This is a genomic window from Treponema sp. OMZ 305 (assembly GCF_024181325.1).
GTDB lineage: Bacteria > Spirochaetota > Spirochaetia > Treponematales > Treponemataceae > Treponema.
In genome coordinates this window covers 443,471-463,877 of sequence record NZ_CP051300.1, presented here as the reverse complement: position 1 = coordinate 463,877, position 20,407 = coordinate 443,471, and the positions used below count along the sequence as shown (strand labels likewise).

Here is a 20,407-nt window from a genome sequence, read left to right as displayed (position 1 = left end):
CATTTTTTTGCTATAATAAACACACTATGAACGAACATGATTTTTTGAAACTGCAAAATGGAAGCGATATCCGCGGCGTTGCGCTGGAAGGCGTTGACGGCGAACACGTAAATTTAACGACCGAAGTCTGCCGGAACATTGGTACGGCGTTTGCGCTCTGGCTTTCCGCTAAAACAGGACGAGGTACGGAATCGCTGGTAATCGGTATCGGGCGGGACTCCCGGCTTTCCGGCGAAGCGCTTGAAAATGCACTCATCGAAGGGCTTGCGGCGCAGCAGGTTACTATCGTGCGCTGCTCGCTTGCTACCACACCGGCAATGTTTATGGGTACCGTATTTGAAGAAACAAACTTTGACGGCGCAATTATGATTACCGCAAGCCACCTCCCCTTCAACAGGAACGGGTTCAAGTTCTTCGATAAATCCGGCGGGCTTGAACGCGCCGACATCACGGAAATTTTACGCAGCGCCGCTGCACAGTATGATACTACAGCACGGCAAAGTTCTGTCGTTTCGCCGGATAGTACCACTCAACAGAGCGCAGAAACTCAGCACCCCAATATCAAAAGTGCCCATGCTCATACCGGAGACAGCGGCTCCCCGAAATGTCGGCCATTCGATTTAATTGCGCGGTACTCAAAACACCTGCAAGACGCAATCCGGAAAGGCTTGAATTTCCATGCCGAAAAGCCGCTTGCAAACTTAAAAATCGCGGTCGATGCAGGGAACGGTGCGGGCGGCTTTTTCGCAAAGCAGGTATTAAAAGCACTTGGAGCCGATATCAGCGGCAGCCGCTTCCTTGAACCGGACGGCACCTTTCCCAATCATATTCCCAATCCCGAAAACAAGGCGGCGATGGAAGCGGCAAAAAACGCTACCGTGCAAAGCCATTCCGATTTGGGGCTGATTTTCGACACGGATGTTGACCGCATGTCGGCAGTGCTGTCCGACGGAACGGAAGTCAACCGCGATGCGATCATCGCAATGACGGCGGCAATCCTTGCGCCCGAATACCCGCACAGCACCATCGTTACCGATTCGGTAACTTCCGACCGGCTGACCTTCTTCCTTGAACAGGAGCTAGGACTTATCCATCTGCGGTATATGCGCGGCTACAAAAACGTGATCAACAAATGCCGCGAATTGAATGAGCAGGGGATTACCAGCCCGCTGGCGATGGAAACGTCCGGACACGGCGCGCTGAAAGACAATTACTACCTCGATGACGGAGCCTTTCTTGCGGTAAAGCTGGTAACGGCGCTTGCGAACGCAAAGCACGCAGGAAAAAATATCGAAAGCCTGATTGAAAAGCTCCCGCCGATGGTAGAAGAAACGGAATTGCGCTTTAAGATACGCGGCGATGATTTTAAAGAATACGGCACGTCAATCCTGCAAGCATTTAAAGAGCGTGCCGAAAAAGCGGGCTTTGAACTGCCGCAGTCGTATGAAGGGGTGCGTATTTCGTTTAAAAGCACGGAGGCACAAGGCTGGATGCTGCTCCGTTTATCCCTGCACGACCCCGTTATGCCGCTGAATATCGAAAGCACCCGAAAAGGCGGTCTCGTAAAGCTGAAAGCTATCGCCCGCACATTACTGCAAGGCTTTGACCGGCTCGATATAAGTGCCCTGGAGTAAGTAAAGCTCGAAGAGAGGGATGGATATGCAAGAAAACGAAACGATAGATGCGTCAATCATGATGGTGTCCATAGTGTCCATAACAAGTTCGAACTAATCGTTTTCCTCCACTTTTACGGTACTTCTACCAACAGCGCATGTGTTTTTTTATCCCGCAGGTGAAGCTTCACTGACTCTTCCGGCAGGATAAGCAGTGTGCCCGATACGGCGGTATTTAACACGGATTCTTTGTACGCATGACCGGTAATAAGCATAAAACCTTTTTTCGAACAGGCATATCTGCCGATAGTCTGCGGATTCGGTTTGATGATATCCGAACAGATGCGCACCGGTATTCCCTCGGAAGCATCCCGCTTTGCATTGTCAGAAGATAGTGAAGATGGAGACAATGTGCCGTATAAAAAACTTAAACTCGCGCGCTCTTTTCCCAAATGGGAAGCCTCTGAAAGACGGAGAAGATTCTCAGGTGAATCGTGTGTTTCAAAAGTAAAATGGCACCATTTATGAAAAGCTATCGGAGTTTTTGTTGTTCCGGTTTGCGGAAGTCGATTAGGAAAACAGCATGTCCCCTGATGAGGACACGGTGCAGATAGAGAAAAACCGGACTCTAAAAACTGCGTCCGTAACAGGCTCAAAAATTCACCGGCAAGCGGTATCCCCGGTTCAATAAAAAGAACCGAACCGAAGGGCTTGAGATAATGCATAACAGTACGGTGCGTTTTTTCGGCTTGCTCATCAAGGGAAAGCGGGCTATTCCAAAATATCTCATTGAACATATTTGCTTCCGTTACCAGCGATACTTTTTCGGACAATACCGTACCGAATGCTCCGCACACTTTTTTAATCGTCCACGGACTTTCTCCGTTGCCGTTTGTTTTACCGGTGTATGCACAGAGCGCTAAAAAAAGCTCTTCACCGAAGCTGAGCGCTTTATTGGAAATATCCACGCAATACCATGTCAGCCGTTTTTTCCGCAGCTCCGGTTTTGCAATCCATAAAGCACAGACAAAAGTAAGCGGCCCCGAACCAAAGTCTGCCACATAATCGCGATCATCAAGCCGGATATCAAGATTCTGCAGAAGCTTCGTAAGCCGCACTAAATTCCACCAGACATAATAGTGCGCGTATGCCGACAGCTTTACCGGATCATTTAAATAGTGCGTCTTTCTACTGCTTCGTTCGTCCGTCAGCTCATGGAAGAGCGTATGAATGTGCTGCGGTAACAGTTGTTTCTTTTTTGCATCAAGCGACAAAACCTGATCCAACAACATAGGAAAATGCTCTAAGATATTTTTTGCTTCTAATGTCAGTTCGGAAAAAACCGGCTTTCCGAAGGTATAAGGCGTACCGCTTTGCTTTTTGCGATGTTGCTCATTTTTTCGGTTAGAATTCCGTCTGGAAGGTTGCTGATATTGTGTTTTTTCTTTTGATTGCTGATTCCGGCGATTTTCTTCTGTCTGAATCTGATTGGCTTTATCTTGTGTACGAGATGAAGATTGCTTTTTAACGAATTTTTCGTAGAACGGTTTTTGCATACTCATTGTTGTTATAGTATAGAAGAAATAAGCTTGTTTTGCAAACGGCGGCACTTTTATACTGGAATCAACAATCCTGATACAGAGCGTTGCCGGAATGGCGGGTATTAAACCCTCGCTAAACCTCTTTTAAAATAGAAAATGCAGCGCCAAAGGCGCTGCATTTTCTTTAGAACACATCAAGGCGGAGACCGACCGATATACGCGGAAGCACACTCTTTATTACTGAGGCTGAACCGCTGACATCAGTTGGGATAAACCAAAGCTGACCTTCCGTATACACAGCAAAGCTTCTAAAATACTTGACTTTCTTTTTAGGCAATTTAACACGGGGGAACTCTATCTGCGCAAGCATAGCTGCAAGAACTTGCGCTGTCCTTTTCTGTGTTTTAGTAAACACTGAAAAGTCTGCCCCTAAAGCGCCGGTCATATATAACCACGCCCAATCAGGTCCTGCAAAAGATTCAAAAGGCAGTTCAAATACGTTTGCAAGAATCTTCATACTGACGACATGGCCACCGTACCGCATCTTTTTGCCCTTAAAGAATAGATCCCATTGCGATGGCAAGAATTGCCCGTAATGAAGTTGTAATTTCACATTGCTGCCGAAGAAGCTTAACCCAACTCCGGTGTTCCACAATGTAGCGCCCCAGAACCCGACATCAAAATGCAATCCTTGTACGACCTTTGGTATGCCATAAAGGTACTTATCACCCTTTCGTAAAGATAAAGCAACGTTAGTAACTGCAACATTATCGGTTGCTAATCCTGCATACGTCAAAGATTGATTATACGTTCCGCCTTCATCCGGAGTAAGCAAGGTAACAACAGGAGCAGTCTTATCAATACTTACAACCATACGGCAAACAGCAGTTTCATTATTCGCCATTCGGGCACGCACGAGCAAGAAATGTTCACCTTCTGCCATATCTCCGGTTTCAAGCCGATATTTCCAGTTAGCTTTCGAACCGAGGGGGATAAATGTTCTACCATTATTAAAACTAAGCTCTACTGCAACTAATTTTTTTGCAGCAAGCGCTTCGCGAACACCGACTGCCGTAGATTTATCCTTGAGTAACAGCTCCTCTTCTTCGGAAAGAGTGTATCCTGCCTTGCCTTTCAAATACGGCCGATCAACGGCAAAATCACCCATCGCAAAATTATCAATCGTAATCCACGGACCGGTAGCCTTATAAACTATCGAATGTACGGCAGAAGTTTCCGGTTTATTTTTTACGATTTCCGCTTTAACTGATATTTTATGCTCTCCTTCGGTCATACCTTCAGGCGTTATTCTAAAATTAAAATAACCGGTCGGAGAAATAGTGGCAGTATCGCGTTCCGCACCATCGATATATAAAGTAGCGGATTCAGGGAAAATCGTACTGGAGATCTTTCCATATATATTAAACTCGCCTACCAATGTTTCTCCCATAAGCGGAGCGAGAAGTTCGATCTTTCCTTTATCATTACTGCGATCAATAACAAAGTTGCGGGCAATATTGGTGACATTTCCTGCTTCATCCGAACCGACAATTTCGAGGTTATAAGATCCTTCAGGAAGATCTGCAACATTGATATTTTGGGAGACGACAAGCTTCGGCTCCAGTACCGTATTTGCAAGCTTTGCCGGTACCGATTGCCCTTGTAATCCTTTGATATGAACAACGACTTCTTTTAAAGCGATTTCGTCATATACCTGCCCTGACACAAAAAGGTCATTATCGTACTTTCCGCCCGGGATTGGGTATTCAAACTTGAGTTCCGGCGCCGTATTATCAATGTTTACCAAAGTAGAGGTTCGAGATTCTTCGCCGTACTGGTCTATAGCTTTTATGAACACTACATGAGTACCATCGGCAATCACAGCGGTATTAAAATCGTAGTGCCAGTTTTCGCCTCCTTCTGCCTTAGAATACGTATTCCCATTGTCAAGCGACACCTCAATTGACTTGATGCCGTTTTTATCGGCTGCAGTTCCTTTGATAGAAATAATATCTTTTACTACGGATGTACTTGCAGGTGATTGAACCGCAAGTGACGGAGGCTCAAGAGAAACCCGAACCTTCCGCTTAAATACATTGCTCTTAACGCCGTAAATATCTTCGGCATAGATCGAAATAGTGTGTTCATTATCCGTGAAATCGGTTAAAGCAAGCGGAACCGTAAAGGTATTCTTTACTTCAAGAGATTTTATTGCACCGTTGTCAATCTGATAAAAGACTTTTGAAACGCCGTCATCATCATTTATAATGCCGGAAAGAACAAAATCTTTTACCACAACAGCATCTTCTTCCGGCAAGTGGACTTCAATAATCGGCTTATCCGCCTCAGTGTCTATTTCAAAAGGATAGTCATTATATGTCGAGACATTCCCCGCTTTATCTGTAAATCGGAATAGCATTCCTTTACCGATCGGTGCGGATGCCGTACCGATGATTCTATGGGGAAGCGGAGAAATTTCCATCGGCTCCCATGGCTGGTTGGAACCTTCCGGTTTATACTCGACTTTTTCAAGCACAGCATAATTATCCGGTTTAAAGGCCACCAAAATAGAACCGTTCACCTTATCTCCTTCACGAGGGAGGATAAGCGACACCTTCGGTCCCTGTGCGTTTTTATAGAAGGTTCGATACGCAGAGCTTTTCTGTCCAAGCACATCGACTGCATGTACGCCCACGACGATAACTCCGTCAGGATAATTTCCCAGCGCAATTTGCTGAGAGAACTTAGCGGAAGGAAGCGGTTGGGCTTCGGAATCGCCGACCGTGTATGTTATCGACTGTAATGTGGAAATATCGGAAATTGTACCGGCTAATTCCAGCGATTCCTTTATAAATCGCGGTTCTTCGGCAAGCGCAAGGTTAATAACCGGAGCAGTTTTGTCAATCAGAACATTAATACCTGAAGAGGTAAAGGTACGACCTTCCGTATCGGTAACAGTAATTCGTACATTTTTATATAGTCCTTCTTCAGTGATTGCGAGAGTAATGATATGACCTGAAAAAGATAACTCGCAAGGTATCGTAGAACCGGCTAATTCGACGGAAGCAATTTCCGCCCCACCTGCGGGGCGATACACACCCGTTAGAATATTGTTATCAGATAAAATAAAAGTTCCATCAGAAGATTTATTCCCTTCCGCCCATGTAAAAGCTTCTTCTTCCGCCGTTGCTTGAGAGTCTATTAAAATAGTTTGAGCAATCGCTCTGCCATATACATCGGAAGCTTGTACCGCAACAGGTACCACCTTGCCGGTGAATGAAGAATCAATCGGAATACGGATAAGCGTATTTGCAGCCCCTTTCTTAATAGAAACGGAACTTTCAGCATTATCCGCGATAGCATACGAAACAGAATCGAGTCCCGCCCCTGCACTGACATTTATTGTAACAGAAGTCCGGCTATTAGGCGCTACCGACTGTACAACACCGGAGGAACCCTCAAGTCCGATAATGGGCTTGGTACCTAGTACCGAGAAAGATACGGTTTCGGTATTACCTTTTACACCTTGCGGATTAACGGCATAAGCCGAAACCGTATGCGTCCCGCTCGTTATATCGGTAATAGGCACACCGAAAGCGCTCATGTTGACAGGCACGGTGATTTCCTCACCTCGATCAATTCTATAGCGTATCTCGGAAACACCGGAAGCGCTTTCAATTGAACCTGCAAGATACATACTATTATCGATAACGGCATTGGCAACCGGCTGTACTATTGTAAGACGCGGAGCATCCGCCGATTTATCAATAGTAATTGTCCGCATTACCTTCGTAATATTACCGGCAATATCTTCGGCGGTAATTTCAATTGTCTCGGTTTTATTTGAAAGACCGCTCACATCAAATTCTTTGACCCAATAAGGATTCCCTTTAACCAGTTCAAAATCCCCTGTTTGGTTTCCCATTCGCCATGACAAAGACTTGAGATTTACCGAATCGTTTGCAAATCCTGCTATTCCAAAAACGCTGCTCACTATTTCTGAGGGGGCAGGATAAAAGAAATCAACCACGGGAGGCGTATTATCGATAAAGAATAAGAACGTAGAAATCCCTTCGGCTCCTAATTTATCAATAGCCTTAAACCAACATACGGTCGGACCCTCAGGCATTTTCTGTGTATCAATGTCAAGTTTAAAGGAAAAGCCGTCCGCTTTTTTATCATATTTAAGAGAAAGCGGTGTATAGGTCTGCCCTGCGTCAAACGAATAAAACAGCTTACTCACGCCGTTTCCATCTCGTACGATTCCTCCTAATACCTGTTTACCGGAAATTAAAGCGCCGTCATCCATACTTGTTATGAGAGTTTCAGGCGTATGCAAATTCAAGTTAAACGCAACCGAAACACCATCGCTCTTTAATCCGTTAATGTCGGTACCCCATGCAGTAATACGGTGTACACCTTCTTGCAAATCGGCTGTATTAAAAGTTTGAGTCCAAAACTGCTTGCCTTTTGCACGAATAGGCTCATTGTCATCCAACGCTACTTCGATAAAATCAATACCGTCATCATCAAAACATGTCCCGGAGGCACTAAAAGTACCCGTGATATTCATATTTTTGAAGGGGTTTGTAATAGACACAACCGGCTGATCGGAGCGGGGATCAATATATATATTAAAGGGTCCTGACTCTCCGATATTACCCGCCGAATCTTCAGCCGTAACAAGTACATTATACTTACCCGGCTTTTTTTCAGTGAGATCAAAAGATTCGTCCCAGCTTTCGGGATTTTCAACAGTACGGGTTTCTACTTTACCGCCTGCAGACAAAAATGCGGCCATAGAGAGACACATACAGAGACACAGTAGTAGCTTTTTCATAGAAGCTCCTTATTATAAAATTATAAAATAAATAGGCTCTCGCATAATACGGAAGCTTTTTCCGGCAAACCTGTAGAAAGTACCGGCACGCTACAACTTTATAGTATTTTAGATTAAGAAGAAGGGCAGTATGATAAGAACACCCTCCTAGGGTATCGATACAATATACCGAAAACTTGAGTATATCAAGACCGGGACAATGCAAAAATATTTGAGCATCTCTAAAAACTCGGTTAGTTTCTTAGAGGTTCCCATTAAACGGAGACAACTTTTTTTACATCAGGATAGGATTCTTTTAATTGAGCTTCGATTCCGGATTTTAATGTCATCAAAGCCATCGGGCAGGAACCACATGCTCCCTTTAACCGGACGGAAACAATGCCGTCATCAGATAATGAGACGAACTCAACATCACCGCCGTCCGCCTGCAAATGGGGGCGAATAACGCCTAAAGCTTCCTGAATTTGTTCGACTGTAGTCATATTTTCTCCTTTGTTGCGCTCGCAGAATGCGCTTATCATATTATATATTAGCATATTATATACTAGAAATCTTTATAGAGTAAACATCTTTAAAACATCCGATTGTTAAAAGAACTCTGATACGCTATCAACCGTATCTAGCAGCAATAGTTACAGATTAAGCGGATTTTATACTATAGACAAGATAGAAGTATAGGGCATCAACACCATGACATTTTATTCTATCGCCGTAATTATCAACAGTGCAGTTAATATGAGAAGCACCCTGTCGTAAAAGCTGCGCGGGCGATCCTTAAGAAATAGCTATGGCAGCCTTCACCCTTATCCTATAATCACAAGCCATTTCACTCAGCAGCTCATCATGGGTGATAATGACAACGGTTTTCCCCGCCTGTGCAAGAGCATCAACCCACTGTGCCATACTCAAAAGCCCTTCGCCGCCCATGCCGCTGGTCGGCTCATCGAACACAAAGAGCTGTGCTTCCGAGCAATACGCCGCGGCAATTACAACCCGCTGCTTTTCTCCGCCGGATAGCGATGCAGGATGCCGGTTCCGTACCGCCTGCAAGCGGAATAGCTCAAGCGCTTCTTCCGCGCGCTCTTTCACATCTTGCGAAGCTCCCCTCCCCAGTAGCAGCTCATTGATGACGCTGTCGGAGTACAGCTGATAATCGGCATCCTGCATCACAAAATAACTCATACGCCGCCGCTGTGCACACGAGAGCTTCTGTCCATGCAGGGTAATACTGCCGCTCTGCTGCCGCAACAGTCCGCACAGTACCTTGCACAAGGTAGTTTTACCGGCGCCGTTTTCTCCGGTTAGAGCAGTAACGCTGCCTTGCGGAAACGTAAGGCTGATATTCCGTATACCGCATTCCATTGCCCGTCCGGAACCGTCTTCGCCGTGACATTCCGTATACCGTCCATTCCGGTATAAATACGTTACATTCGACACACATAAAGCAGCTCGCGATACATCCGGCTCTATTTTTGCCGCTTCCGGTAATTTTACAGCCGGATCCGGTGTTGACGTTTCTACTGCTGCGGCTCTTTTCGGTGTTTCTTTTAGTGCGGCGCTTTCAGGTTGTCCTATCGCTTCCGTTGTACGAATGTGATTTGTTCGCAAAGATAACTCCGCCATACCGGGATAGCGAAATCCGAATTGCCGTAGCTCACCTTCCTGCAAACGGCAAAACTCATCTGCTGTCCACCGGTGTGCAGCCCTGCCGTTTTCGATATGCAAAAATGAGTCTGCAATTCCTAAAAATGTGTGCAGCCGGTGCTCACTGATGATAATCGTTGTTCCCCGCTTTTTAATCTCCGCCAAAAGACCGGTAAGAATTTCAATACCATCCGAATCCAAATTGGAAATAGGCTCATCCAAAATCAGGATTTGAGGCGATAAAATGAGCGCTGCTGCAATCGCTACCCGTTGTTTTTGCCCTGCCGATAGGGTATCAACGGTTCGGCATAACAGCGGCTCTATGTTAAGAAGTACAGCCGCTTCTCGTACCTTTTCTTCCACGTACATCGGCTCCATGCCGATATTTTCTGCGGAAAACGCAATTTCATCCTGCACACTGTTCATAAAAAATTGACTGCGCGGGTCTTGAAACACAACCCCGAATGTTTGCACTCGCTGCTCAGGCGGCATAGACGCAGGTTCTCTCCCGGCAACCAGCACCGAACCATGCAGTGTTCCCTCGTAAAATGCCGGAGCTAAACCGTTGATCAGCCTCAACACAGTACTTTTCCCCGCCCCTGATCTTCCGCACAAAATAACGCATTCCCCGTCCCGTATATCAAAGGACATTCCCTCAATGCAAGCATCCTGCCGATTCCCTGCCGCAAGCTCCGCTTCCCCATAACAAAACGATACATCACAAAACGTAATCATAGACATCGCAACCGTATTTTACACAATGACAATGAGAACCATTGCGGTACCGTATAGTCCAACCGTAAGGTAGTTGTAGACAGACAGCGGAGCGGCATACATGCTGCTTCGTTTTTGAGGAGCGTCCAAACCGCGCAGTTCCGCCGTTGCACCCAATTCTGCCGACAGCTTTAAACAGCGAACGGTAAACGGAACAAAAAAACTTTCATACACAACAACCGGATGACGGACATAATCATGCCAATGCGGAAACAAGCTCCGTGCTTTGATTCCCTCTCGAATCGATGCCATCTCTTTTCGCAGTACCGGAAAAAAGCGCATCATCATACAGAGCATAATCGTCACGGACTTAGGAATATGCAGGCTTTGCCAGCTTGCCATCAGCCTGCTCGGATTGCTTTTTACAATGGCGGCAGCGAACATCACGAGCGGAATTGATCGGGCAAGGGTATGCAGGATCACATAGAGCAGCGCTGTATGCGGCGCACAGATCCGGGCAAGTACTTGGAGAATAGTATAGAAAAAGCACAAACGCCCTGCCGTCCGCCCCTCCTTCACCTGCAGCAGATAACAGCCTGCCAGCAGGCACAGGCAATGCATTTGTCCAATCCGCTCGTAGAAAAACCAAACAGACGTGGCGCACAGCATAACAACAAGGTGTGTTCGAGGGTCGAGATTCCGCACTGACTTTACGCTAACTTTGCTTTTTTAATATGTTTTTTGAAAAACAGCATACCGATCCAAAATCCTGCGGCCGCAAGCGCCGCCGAAATCAAACCGATAAGCAGCATCATATCGAGCGAACCGTAAAAACGAATCAACACCTGTTTCCCTTCTTCGGTATATGAATCTCCTAAGCTCTTCAAATACCGCTCCTTAAAAAAGAACAGCGGAATTGAACTGCCCCATGCGTACAGCGTCCAATATACCACATAGCCGATACCGTTCCGCACCGGATTTTTGTAGGTATTATTACCAAGCATCAAAAGCTCGCAGATGAGACCTACTACAAGCATCACTGCAGAAAACCATGCCGAGCCGAATGCAGCCATCATCAATCCGCAAAAAATTGCCGTTACAAGGAATGTTCCGTGTTTCGCCGTTTTGTTTGACATAACAATGTAGAGCGGTGCGCAGAAAAAAGCCATCACGCCGACGTAAAAAAGGTAATCGAGTGCGGGCGTTGCCGCTATTGTCATCACCATCTTAACGATAACCATAATCACCAGCATCGCGATATTAAAAATCGAAAGTGTGATAATATCCTTTAACCGCAGCCGTGCTGAACCGTCTGTTTTTACTTCCATATTAGTTCCTCCTCTTGAGTTAACATCTGCTAACTCAAGAGAATACTATAGCGGCAATGAACAGCTGTTTTCCACTCCATTCAGTCAAAACCTATCCAAAAAGCCGTGAAAGTTTTGTTTTACCAGCTATCGAATTGGTATGTGTCTTGACACATAAAGTAATACAATTTAGTATTACTTTATGGAATGGGACGAAACAAAAAACGAACTGAATATCCGTAAGCATGGCATATCGTTTGCTGAAGCTTCAGAGATTTTCAATGATCCGAATCTCATTGAGTTTTTTGACCACGCTCATTCGACTACAGAAGAAGCAAGATATATATGTTATGGCGTTACTTCAAAATATCTTGTCTTAGCGGTTGTGTATACGGACAGAAATGGAACAATACGATTGATTTCTGCGCGAAAAGCGAATAATAAAGAGCGAGGTGTTTATTATGACAGACTTAGAACAATTTATAGCAACTTGTGAAGCTCACGCGGTTCCTGACAGCGAAATCGATTTTTCCGATATTCCGGAACTAACCGATGAACAAATAGCACAAATGAAACCCAGCCATCTTGTCAATAAAAATATGTGGAAACCCCAAAAAAAAGTGTTAAGCATTAGAATTGATGCGGATCTACTGGAGTCACTCAAAGCAAGCGGTAAAGGATGGCAAACGAGATTAAACGACTGGATTAGAAACGGCGTCAGTTCTCATTATTTTTAATTATAAATTATAAATTATCCTGCCGGTATTCCCGCGGAGAACATCCGAATGTATTCTTAAAAGCGGAAGAAAACTTATTCGGGTTTTCGTATCCGATTAGGGAGGCAATTTCCGTAATCGATTTTTCCGTAGTGTATAATAGCTGCGCCGCCTTTTGCATTTTGTATTCTTTTTGAAAAGCATAAATCGGTTTTCCGTACACTGCTTTAAAACAGTCTTTCATTACCGTTAAACCGATGCCGTATTTTTGCGACAAATCTTTTAACCGCGGATTTTCGCTCCAGTGTTCCGTAATATCAGCTTTAATCGCTTTTATCTTTTTTATATATACTCCTGAAAAACAGGTATGTGCCGCAGACTGCTTTTGCGGTTTATAGTGCTGCAATAAAAACAACAGCTCTAAAACTTTCAGCCGCAGGTAGCCGTTTGTTGTATCAGAGGGAAAGCGGCAATCTTGGGATGCTTCATATAATTCATTGAATATACGGAGCAGCATTGGCGGTGTTTTAATAACTGCACATTTATTGTCGGGACAATAGTTTTGTAGTAGTGCCGCTAGGTCAATGGATATGCCTTCGATAGTATTCTGAAAAATCATACCTGTCTTTTTGACATCGATAATGATTGTGCAGCCGGTGTAATATCCTAACGGGAAATAAGGCTTTTCCGTTTGAGCTTCCAAAACACCGATGGCAAAATCACCTTCACCGATATATGTAAAGTAACCGCTTTTATATTCGCATTCAAATCGACCAGACTTGCAATAGGCTATTTCCAGAATATTCGGTACCGGCTCTTTTCGGTAATCACATGAGACCGCTTCAAAAGTTGTAAGTGCATAATCAATCCCTGGGAATAAATGAAAAGTTTTCATACGCCCGTTCGGTGTATCGCAGGCAATAGCGTATTCCGTTATCAAATTGGTATTAGATACAATAGCGGCGCGTGTTCCGTGCCATTCGGTTGCGTGCGCACAAGATGTCATATTAGGCCTTCAATTTTTTTAAGAGTATATACAATCTCTATATATGTCAATAAAAAATGAATTTAAAAAACTTTACTCTTGCAATCAAAAACCGTTTCCTGTATAATTTATAATCTTGCTTACAGGTAGCTTACGAAAATTGATATTTTTAGCTGTCGGTTTTTGTGACGTAAAAAAATCTATTAGAAATGAGGTAGAAGAATTATGAGTAGTGATATTTCAAAAATGAGAAATATCGGTATAAGTGCGCATATCGACTCGGGAAAAACAACCCTTTCAGAGCGTATTTTATTTTATTGCGACCGTATTCATAGCATTCATGAGGTACGCGGAAAAGACGGTGTCGGCGCCGTTATGGATAATATGGAATTGGAGCGGGAGCGCGGCATTACCATTCAGTCCGCATCGACGCAGGTACAATGGAAGGATCACACTATTAACGTTATCGACACGCCCGGACACGTTGACTTTACTATTGAGGTTGAACGTTCGTTGCGCGTTTTGGACGGCGCTATTTTGGTACTTTGTTCCGTTGCCGGTGTACAATCTCAGTCTATTACCGTTGACCGCCAGCTAAAACGCTATCATGTTCCGCGTATAGCCTTTGTCAACAAGTGCGATAGAACCGGTGCTAATCCGTTAAAGGTACGGATGCAGCTGCGCGAAAAGCTCGGTCTCAATGCCTATATGATGCAGCTCCCGATCGGTCTGGAAGATAAACTCGAAGGCGTTATCGACCTCATAACAATGAAGGCGCTGTACTTTGAAGGCGACAGCGGCACCGAGCTCCGCGTTGCCGAAATTCCTGCGCACCTTCTTGATGATGCAAAAAAATACCGTGAAGAAATGATAGATGCGGCTTCGATGTTCTCCGATGAGCTTGCAGAAGCCTTCCTCGAAGGCGCCGAAACGGAAGAGATGATCCGTGCAGCAGTACGCGCAGGAACCTTAAAAGAAGCATTTGTACCGGTATTCCTCGGTTCAGCCTATAAAAACAAAGGTATCCAGCCCTTGCTCGATGCCGTTACCTACTACTTACCCAATCCGACGGAAATTACCAATAAGGCGCTCGATTTGGATAAAAACGAAGAGCCGGTTGTACTGAGCACCAACCCCGATGATCCGGTTGTGTCGCTCGGCTTTAAGCTGGAGGATGGAAAATACGGTCAGCTGACCTATGTGCGTATCTATCAGGGAACGCTGAAAAAAGGCGGTGAATTGTACAACACCCGCTCACGCAAAAAGTTCAAGGTTGGACGTCTTGTCCGTATGAACTCTGCCGAAATGGAAGATATTTCCGAAGGCGGCCCGGGAGACATCGTTGCGCTCTTCGGTATCGAATGTGCATCGGGCGATACGTTCTGCGGCGGCGACCTCAACTACGCCATGAGTTCCATGTTCGTTCCCGATCCGGTTATTTCGCTTTCGGTTACCCCCAAGGATAAAAAATCCGCTGACCAGATGGGCAAGGCATTAAACCGCTTTACCAAAGAAGACCCGACCTTCCGCACATACGTTGATCCGGAATCGAACGAAACGATTATTCAAGGTATGGGTGAACTCCATTTGGATGTATATATCGAACGAATGCGCCGCGAATACAAGTGCGAGGTAGAAACCGGTATGCCGCAGGTTGCCTACCGCGAAGCAATCAGCCAGCGTGCAGACTTTAACTATACTCATAAAAAGCAGACGGGCGGTTCCGGTCAGTTCGGCCGTGTTGCAGGTTTTATCGAACCCATCTCCGAACAAGACTACGAGTTTGTCGATCAGATTAAGGGCGGCGCCATTCCTTCGGAATTCATTCCGTCTTGCGATAAAGGCTTTAAAACAGCAGTAAAGAAAGGAACCCTTATCGGCTTCCCGATTGTCGGTGTACGGGTTACCATTAACGACGGTCAAACACACCCGGTTGACTCCTCCGATATGGCATTCCAAGCAGCAGCTATCGGCGCTTTCCGCGAAGCGTACAAAAAAGCCAATCCGATCGTTCTCGAACCGATTATGAAGGTTTCAATCGAAGGCCCGCAAGAATTTCAAGGAAATATCTTTGGACTTATTAACCAACGTCGTGGTATAATACTTTCGTCCACTGAGGATGAACAGTTTACCCGCGTTGATGCGGAAGTCCCGTTAAGCGAAATGTTCGGATTTTCAACCATTTTGCGCTCTTCAACGCAGGGTAAAGCAGAATACTCGATGGAATTTGCGAAGTACGGCAAAGCTCCCCAGAGTGTTACGGAGACTTTAATTAAGGCGTACGAAGAAAAACGCAAAGCGGAACAACAAAAATAGGAGGCGGAAAATGGTTAAAGAAGATTTAATCGAACGCAGCGCTGTTCGTAATTTTGAGAAAGCGCTCGGCGGAGCGTTACAGCCGGGGGAAATCGGTATTGTAACAGCGAAAAGAGGCGTTGGAAAAACTTCCATGCTGGTTCAGCTCGGATTGGATCAGCTGCTGCAAGGTAAACCGATTGTACATATCTCGTTCAGTCAGCAAACCGATTATGCCATTACATGGTATAACAATATGTTTGACGAAACAGCCGAGAAAAAACACCTTGAAAAAGCTGCCGAATTAAAATCTGAAGTTATCGCACGGCGCATTGTTCTTAATTTTAATCAGGACATTGTGCGCACAACCCAGATTATCAAGACCGTAAAGGCGCTGTTTGAAGTAGGTTCCAAGCCGTCAGCGCTGATGATCGATGATTTCGATTTTTCTAAAGCGGTCCCCGAAGCGCTTCAACAAATAAAAGCTTTTGCAAAAGAAACCGGTATGTTCGTCTGGTATACGGCTTCCGCCGATGTACGCGAAAAGGCGATCCACCCCGACTTAAAGCCTTATGCCAACGATCTTGATGTTATCCTGTATTTGGAACCGTCGCCGGAAGCGATTAAAATATACGCGCTGAAAGCCCGCGGTAAAGCGAATTTTGATACCGGCTGCAAGCTTGACACCAAAACAATGCTTTTAGCGGAAAAATAACTTTCCTTATAGCCCTGCTCAGTGCCGTAGCTATAAAAACTATTGCAGAAAGCCCTGTCGATTACGTTCGGCAGGGCTTTTTTTATGCGGTGACCATTTGAACCATCTTCAACTGTTGTACATCCGTGTACAACAGTTGAAGGCGAGTTTTGTGCGCGCACAAAACATCGCTGTACTGACAGGAAGTCAGTGGTTCCAAACAGTATCGAGTTTTTCATCAGGAAAACTCGAAGCTAAACAATGTACAAGGATGTACATTGTTTAGCGATGCCATCCTTGGCAGTTCTGTTCGAATAGTCTCAATTTTTCCGCGGGGCTGTTAAAAAAACGGCCTGATGCGTTTTCCCCAGCTCATTTTTGTTTTTCTCTTGACTTTTGAGGGGGGGGGGGGGGGTATAATGGAAGAAAAGTTCTAAACATGAATCAATTCCATAGTTTGGGACAACTTAACGAAAAAGGAGGGCAAAAATGCCGAATACGACAAAACGTCCGGCGGGAAAGAATCATCCTGCGGATATCCAAAATGCCAACAAAGGAACTAACGGAACCAATATTACCTATGATAAAAATCAAGGTAATCGCGGCGCTCAGTTGAATCCGAATCATGCGCCTAATAACAACGGGCAGAGTAAGTAGGAGATATTGATAATGAAAGTTATAAAAAAATATATCTCCGTTATAAGCGCTATTTTATTACTCTGCCTCGCGATTGGGTGCAAAGGATCTGTTGATAATTCGAAGCCAACACCAACACCAACACCAACACCAACACCAACACCAACACCAACACCAACACCAACACCAACACCAACACCAACACCTACTCCTACTCCTACTCCTACTCCTACTCCTACTCCGACGCCTACGCCGACACCGACACCTACTGCAAACGGGGCGTATGCGCCGACGGATGTAAAGGTTGAACTTAATAGTAATACAGTGAATGGAATAACTATTTCGTGGACAAGTACCGGCGCAAAAACCTACAGGGTTTATTATAACACAAGCAACGATTCAGCTACGGCAAAAGTTTTGACCGATTATACGTTTTCATCATCACAGTACTCCACCACATTATCGACGACAGGGACGTACTATTTTTGGGTAAGGGCCGCCGACGATTTTACATCATCAAGCAGTTTGAGCAGTTTTAGTAATGTTGCCTCATTATCGTTTACGTATACGGACATGCAAGTACCGTCTAACGTACAAATAGAGCTTTCAACATCAAAGCTCAATACGGTTACAGTGAGCTGGACTACAACCGGAGCAAAATACTATCGGGTTTATTATGGGACAACCAATGATACGGCATCTGCCATATTATTAAGCGACACGGTTTTATCACCAAGTTATTCTAAGACTTTTTCGGCTTCCGGTACATATTATTTCTGGGTGAAAAGCGCCAACGGATTTCTTGCTACGAGTGCCGCAAGTGATTTTAGCTCTGTCGTGAGTTATAATTTTGTTCACCAAAATTTACCGGTACCGGCAAACCTTACCGCTGCAAAAGATGGCACCGGAGAATATTCGGGAATAAAGCTTACGTGGGATTCCACCGGAAGCGCTTATTATCATGTATACTGGGGAACGGCGGATGATATATCGGCTGCAACAGTGCTTGATAGATTTGTGTTAACCAACTCTACGCGAGTGTATGCAAAGCACAACCATCTCGTTTCCGGTACGACGTATTATTTCTGGGTAAAAAGCGCCGACGGTTATAACACCGATGATAATACAAGCGCCTTTAGCTCTGTTGCTTCATGTAAATGGACGGAATAAGGCCTTTGAGAATCTTTAAAAACTGCAAAAAGTTACAAGCCCGCCGGCTGAATGAACATCAATCAGGGCGCCGGTACAAAAGCCGGTGCCCCAAATTTTCGTTAGCACGATTTTAGACATCGCATTTCAAGATAGCCTGTTCCGAAACGGAAGTCTCGGAACAGGTTTACTCTGCATCCTCCGGTTGAGCGGAATTTTCCGGTTGCGGAACCGATACAGGCGCTGCGGCTCCTTGCGTTTCCGGCGTTTGTTTAGAGGACGCTTGATCGGAGGATGAAGGAACCGTAGACGGAGCAGCTCCGGCATTTGTATTTGAACCGGAAGCAGACGGGGCAGTCCGCACGGAAGCAGGCTCCTGCGGAGCCGAACCGAGCGAGAGGCATATTGTTTCGTATTCGCTCTTATGTCTCATCTTTAAGTATAAAATCTTACTTCCTGCATTATAGGCATAGCCGGAGGAGTTATACATTTCAAAACGGGCATCGCTCCTAAACGGAATACCATACATCTCAATTCGATAGAACGGCCTAATACCGTGCAAGGTAAGATAGTGAGATTGTCCTTCCGGAAAGCGAATCCGCAATACTAAGGTTTTTGAAGTGTTTTCCAAAACCTCGATGTTCTGCGCACAAGTCCACGCCCAAATACCGGCTTCCGCCTGCAACGCGAGCGACTGTGCATGAGGATACCAACTGTTATCCGGCTTTAGCAAAGGATAGAGCATTCCGGCATCCAGCATACCACTGTCATCGGCCGTAATTACCAGCTGTGTCGATTTGCTGCCGGTTACGGTAAACCCTACGGGCAACCCGGCCGATTCTCCTGAGTATCTTAATAAAGAAGTTACCAGCATCCGGGCAACGGACTGCCATACCGAAGATTGCTCTGTTCCGTATCGCATCAATATCCGTGCGGAAGCTAAAGCGGCAACGCTGTCGATATACGTACCGTCATTACTCAAGTACAACCCTTCATCGATCAACAGCAGAGCGTCGGTAATTTTTTTCTCACACAACGGCAGCAAATCTTCAAACAATGTCTTTTGTTCAGGATAGTAATGCGTACAGTCGAGCCATATTTCCAACACGCCCGCAGCCTGCCGTGCATTAAGCTGCGCAGCATCCAGCTTTCCTATCAAGCGGAATAAACCTTCTATGCTGCGCCTAGAGCCGCGATCGGTTAAAAACGGTATTAAATTGTCTTGTTCAAAAATTTCAAGCGAATTATCCGTGATAAGGGCAGCATATAACTCTCTTTTTTTTGTATCGTCAGCCGCTAAGCCTACATGGGTTTCCTGCACATTATTGTAAAAAGGATTTGAAAGATATGTTCGAACGTTTCGTGCCAGCGTTTGAGCAGGGGCAGCTTCCATCGCTCCGGCGAATTTGCCGCGCTGTCCCATTTCGGCAATATAGGCCGTCAACGTTTTCTCCGTTATCCGTTTAGCTGAAAGCGCCTGTGTACCCGCGTGGATGACAGCTGAGGAAAAAGTGTTCAGCGCTGCCGTATATGATTCCGCAGAAGCCTGTACCATCGATGGGATAGTTGTGATATCGAGCTCTTCAAGCGGTAAATAGGTTTTGTAAGAGGCAATCGGCTGTGTCTTTGCGAGTACCAGATGAGGCCCTTCTAATTGTGCCGCCGTATTTTCCCCATCCGTGTCAAACCCGAAGCTGCCGGTAAACGTGTATTGTTTTTTACCGGAACGCACAAAAATCTTGCCGTCGGCACGCTCTATACCGGCATTTTGAGTAATCTTCCACGGAAGCAATACGCTTTTTATTCCTTCGGGAAGCACGGCTTCAACCAATAGGCTATCAACTTCACCCCGCTTTTCTGAAAAAAATGAAATAACCACATCATCAGAGCAGTGTACCGAAAAACGCGCTTCCGTTTCATAAAATTGGTAAGATAGTATACGCAAAGGAGAAATCGTGTCCGCTGCATCTACGGCATAGACGGGATTTTGTTCGCTAATATATAAATCAAGCCCATTCGAGACGACATGAAGGGGTAAAAGAGGGAGCGTTTCACCCGCTTCGGTGCGCTCCTGTCTGCCTGTAACGGCCATAGAGCCTAAGGTTAAAGAAAAAGTTTGTCCTTTGGTAAACTGAAGAACAAAAATACCGAAAATAACACTACAATAAAGAACGGTATACGCAATTACTCTGCCGACAATATGCTTCATAGGCTGTTAGTCTAATAAAAGGGGATAATAATTGCAATCCTTCCCTTTGCAAATATACGATGCA

General features: G+C 45.3%; 15 protein-coding genes. 7 read left to right on the top strand and 8 right to left on the bottom strand.

From position 1 onward, the window contains the following. The first annotated feature begins 26 nt into the window (after positions 1-26). The gene (locus ABK01_RS02100; protein ID WP_253676078.1) at positions 27-1,634 is read left to right on the top strand and encodes a phosphohexomutase domain-containing protein; all 1,608 of its coding nucleotides are present in this window, start codon (positions 27-29) and stop codon (positions 1,632-1,634) included. Between the two features lie 113 nt (positions 1,635-1,747). On the opposite strand, the gene ABK01_RS02095 is transcribed toward ABK01_RS02100, so the two are convergent. The 6 genes from ABK01_RS02095 to ABK01_RS02070 form a co-directional block, all read right to left on the bottom strand. Next, positions 1,748-3,169: a small ribosomal subunit Rsm22 family protein gene (locus ABK01_RS02095; protein ID WP_253676076.1), complete on the bottom strand. Its 1,422-nt coding sequence runs from the start codon at positions 3,167-3,169 to the stop codon at positions 1,748-1,750. A 169-nt stretch (positions 3,170-3,338) separates the two neighbouring features. Next, complete coding sequence (locus ABK01_RS02090) at positions 3,339-7,994, bottom strand: Ig-like domain-containing protein (protein WP_253676074.1); 4,656 nt, start codon at positions 7,992-7,994, stop codon at positions 3,339-3,341. Positions 7,995-8,248: 254 nt separating this feature from the next. Then, complete coding sequence (locus ABK01_RS02085; protein ID WP_253676072.1) at positions 8,249-8,476, bottom strand: NifU family protein; 228 nt, start codon at positions 8,474-8,476, stop codon at positions 8,249-8,251. A 292-nt stretch (positions 8,477-8,768) separates the two neighbouring features. Next, positions 8,769-10,373, bottom strand: coding sequence for an ABC transporter ATP-binding protein (locus ABK01_RS02080; RefSeq protein WP_212565869.1), 1,605 nt, complete (start codon positions 10,371-10,373; stop codon positions 8,769-8,771). Between the two features lie 18 nt (positions 10,374-10,391). Then, complete coding sequence (locus ABK01_RS02075; protein WP_212565868.1) at positions 10,392-11,057, bottom strand: energy-coupling factor transporter transmembrane component T family protein; 666 nt, start codon at positions 11,055-11,057, stop codon at positions 10,392-10,394. 5 nt (positions 11,058-11,062) lie between these two features. Then, positions 11,063-11,680 carry an MptD family putative ECF transporter S component gene (locus ABK01_RS02070; protein ID WP_212565867.1) on the bottom strand — a complete coding sequence of 206 codons (618 nt, stop codon included), beginning with the start codon at positions 11,678-11,680 and terminating at the stop codon, positions 11,063-11,065. Between the two features lie 181 nt (positions 11,681-11,861). On the opposite strand from ABK01_RS02070, the gene ABK01_RS02065 reads away from it, so the two are divergent. Both ABK01_RS02065 and ABK01_RS02060 read left to right on the top strand, forming a co-directional pair. Beyond that, positions 11,862-12,155: a BrnT family toxin gene (locus ABK01_RS02065; protein ID WP_016522726.1), complete on the top strand. Its 294-nt coding sequence runs from the start codon at positions 11,862-11,864 to the stop codon at positions 12,153-12,155. Further along, positions 12,121-12,396: a BrnA antitoxin family protein gene (locus ABK01_RS02060; protein ID WP_016522727.1), complete on the top strand. Its 276-nt coding sequence runs from the start codon at positions 12,121-12,123 to the stop codon at positions 12,394-12,396. Before ABK01_RS02065 ends, ABK01_RS02060 begins: the two co-directional genes overlap by 35 nt. Before the next feature lie 7 nt (positions 12,397-12,403). Here ABK01_RS02060 and ABK01_RS02055 read toward each other — a convergent pair whose 3' ends face one another. Then, positions 12,404-13,381: a helix-turn-helix domain-containing protein gene (locus tag ABK01_RS02055; protein ID WP_253676070.1), complete on the bottom strand. Its 978-nt coding sequence runs from the start codon at positions 13,379-13,381 to the stop codon at positions 12,404-12,406. 204 nt (positions 13,382-13,585) lie between these two features. Here ABK01_RS02055 and fusA point away from each other — a divergent pair, with 204 nt between their 5' ends. The 4 genes from fusA to ABK01_RS02035 all read left to right on the top strand — a co-directional run bounded on the left by fusA (position 13,586) and on the right by ABK01_RS02035 (position 18,155). Then, complete coding sequence (fusA, locus tag ABK01_RS02050; protein ID WP_253676068.1) at positions 13,586-15,676, top strand: elongation factor G; 2,091 nt, start codon at positions 13,586-13,588, stop codon at positions 15,674-15,676. Between the two features lie 10 nt (positions 15,677-15,686). Continuing rightward, entirely contained in the window at positions 15,687-16,370 is a 684-nt protein-coding gene (locus tag ABK01_RS02045) for a hypothetical protein (RefSeq protein ID WP_253676066.1), read from the top strand. 468 nt (positions 16,371-16,838) lie between these two features. After that, the gene (locus tag ABK01_RS02040; protein ID WP_016522731.1) at positions 16,839-17,006 is read left to right on the top strand and encodes a hypothetical protein; all 168 of its coding nucleotides are present in this window, start codon (positions 16,839-16,841) and stop codon (positions 17,004-17,006) included. Between the two features lie 12 nt (positions 17,007-17,018). After that, entirely contained in the window at positions 17,019-18,155 is a 1,137-nt protein-coding gene (locus ABK01_RS02035) for a hypothetical protein (RefSeq protein WP_253676065.1), read from the top strand. Positions 18,156-18,321: 166 nt separating this feature from the next. Here the strand turns inward: ABK01_RS02035 and ABK01_RS02030 are convergent, their stop codons facing one another. Then, positions 18,322-20,343, bottom strand: coding sequence for a hypothetical protein (locus ABK01_RS02030; RefSeq protein WP_253676064.1), 2,022 nt, complete (start codon positions 20,341-20,343; stop codon positions 18,322-18,324). Positions 20,344-20,407: the final 64 nt, after the last annotated feature.

What these genes read in the sequence shown, in the direction of transcription:
- ABK01_RS02100 (WP_253676078.1), top strand. Translation starts at nt 27, where the DNA reads ATGAACGAACATGATTTTTTGAAACTGCAAAATGGAAGCGATATCCGC.
- ABK01_RS02095 (WP_253676076.1), bottom strand. Translation starts at nt 3,169, where the DNA reads ATGCAAAAACCGTTCTACGAAAAATTCGTTAAAAAGCAATCTTCATCT.
- ABK01_RS02090 (WP_253676074.1), bottom strand. Translation starts at nt 7,994, where the DNA reads ATGAAAAAGCTACTACTGTGTCTCTGTATGTGTCTCTCTATGGCCGCA.
- ABK01_RS02085 (WP_253676072.1), bottom strand. Translation starts at nt 8,476, where the DNA reads ATGACTACAGTCGAACAAATTCAGGAAGCTTTAGGCGTTATTCGCCCC.
- ABK01_RS02080 (WP_212565869.1), bottom strand. Translation starts at nt 10,373, where the DNA reads ATGATTACGTTTTGTGATGTATCGTTTTGTTATGGGGAAGCGGAGCTT.
- ABK01_RS02070 (WP_212565867.1), bottom strand. Translation starts at nt 11,680, where the DNA reads ATGGAAGTAAAAACAGACGGTTCAGCACGGCTGCGGTTAAAGGATATT.
- ABK01_RS02065 (WP_016522726.1), top strand. Translation starts at nt 11,862, where the DNA reads ATGGAATGGGACGAAACAAAAAACGAACTGAATATCCGTAAGCATGGC.
- ABK01_RS02060 (WP_016522727.1), top strand. Translation starts at nt 12,121, where the DNA reads ATGACAGACTTAGAACAATTTATAGCAACTTGTGAAGCTCACGCGGTT.
- ABK01_RS02055 (WP_253676070.1), bottom strand. Translation starts at nt 13,381, where the DNA reads ATGACATCTTGTGCGCACGCAACCGAATGGCACGGAACACGCGCCGCT.
- fusA (WP_253676068.1), top strand. Translation starts at nt 13,586, where the DNA reads ATGAGTAGTGATATTTCAAAAATGAGAAATATCGGTATAAGTGCGCAT.
- ABK01_RS02045 (WP_253676066.1), top strand. Translation starts at nt 15,687, where the DNA reads ATGGTTAAAGAAGATTTAATCGAACGCAGCGCTGTTCGTAATTTTGAG.
- ABK01_RS02040 (WP_016522731.1), top strand. Translation starts at nt 16,839, where the DNA reads ATGCCGAATACGACAAAACGTCCGGCGGGAAAGAATCATCCTGCGGAT.
- ABK01_RS02035 (WP_253676065.1), top strand. Translation starts at nt 17,019, where the DNA reads ATGAAAGTTATAAAAAAATATATCTCCGTTATAAGCGCTATTTTATTA.
- ABK01_RS02030 (WP_253676064.1), bottom strand. Translation starts at nt 20,343, where the DNA reads ATGAAGCATATTGTCGGCAGAGTAATTGCGTATACCGTTCTTTATTGT.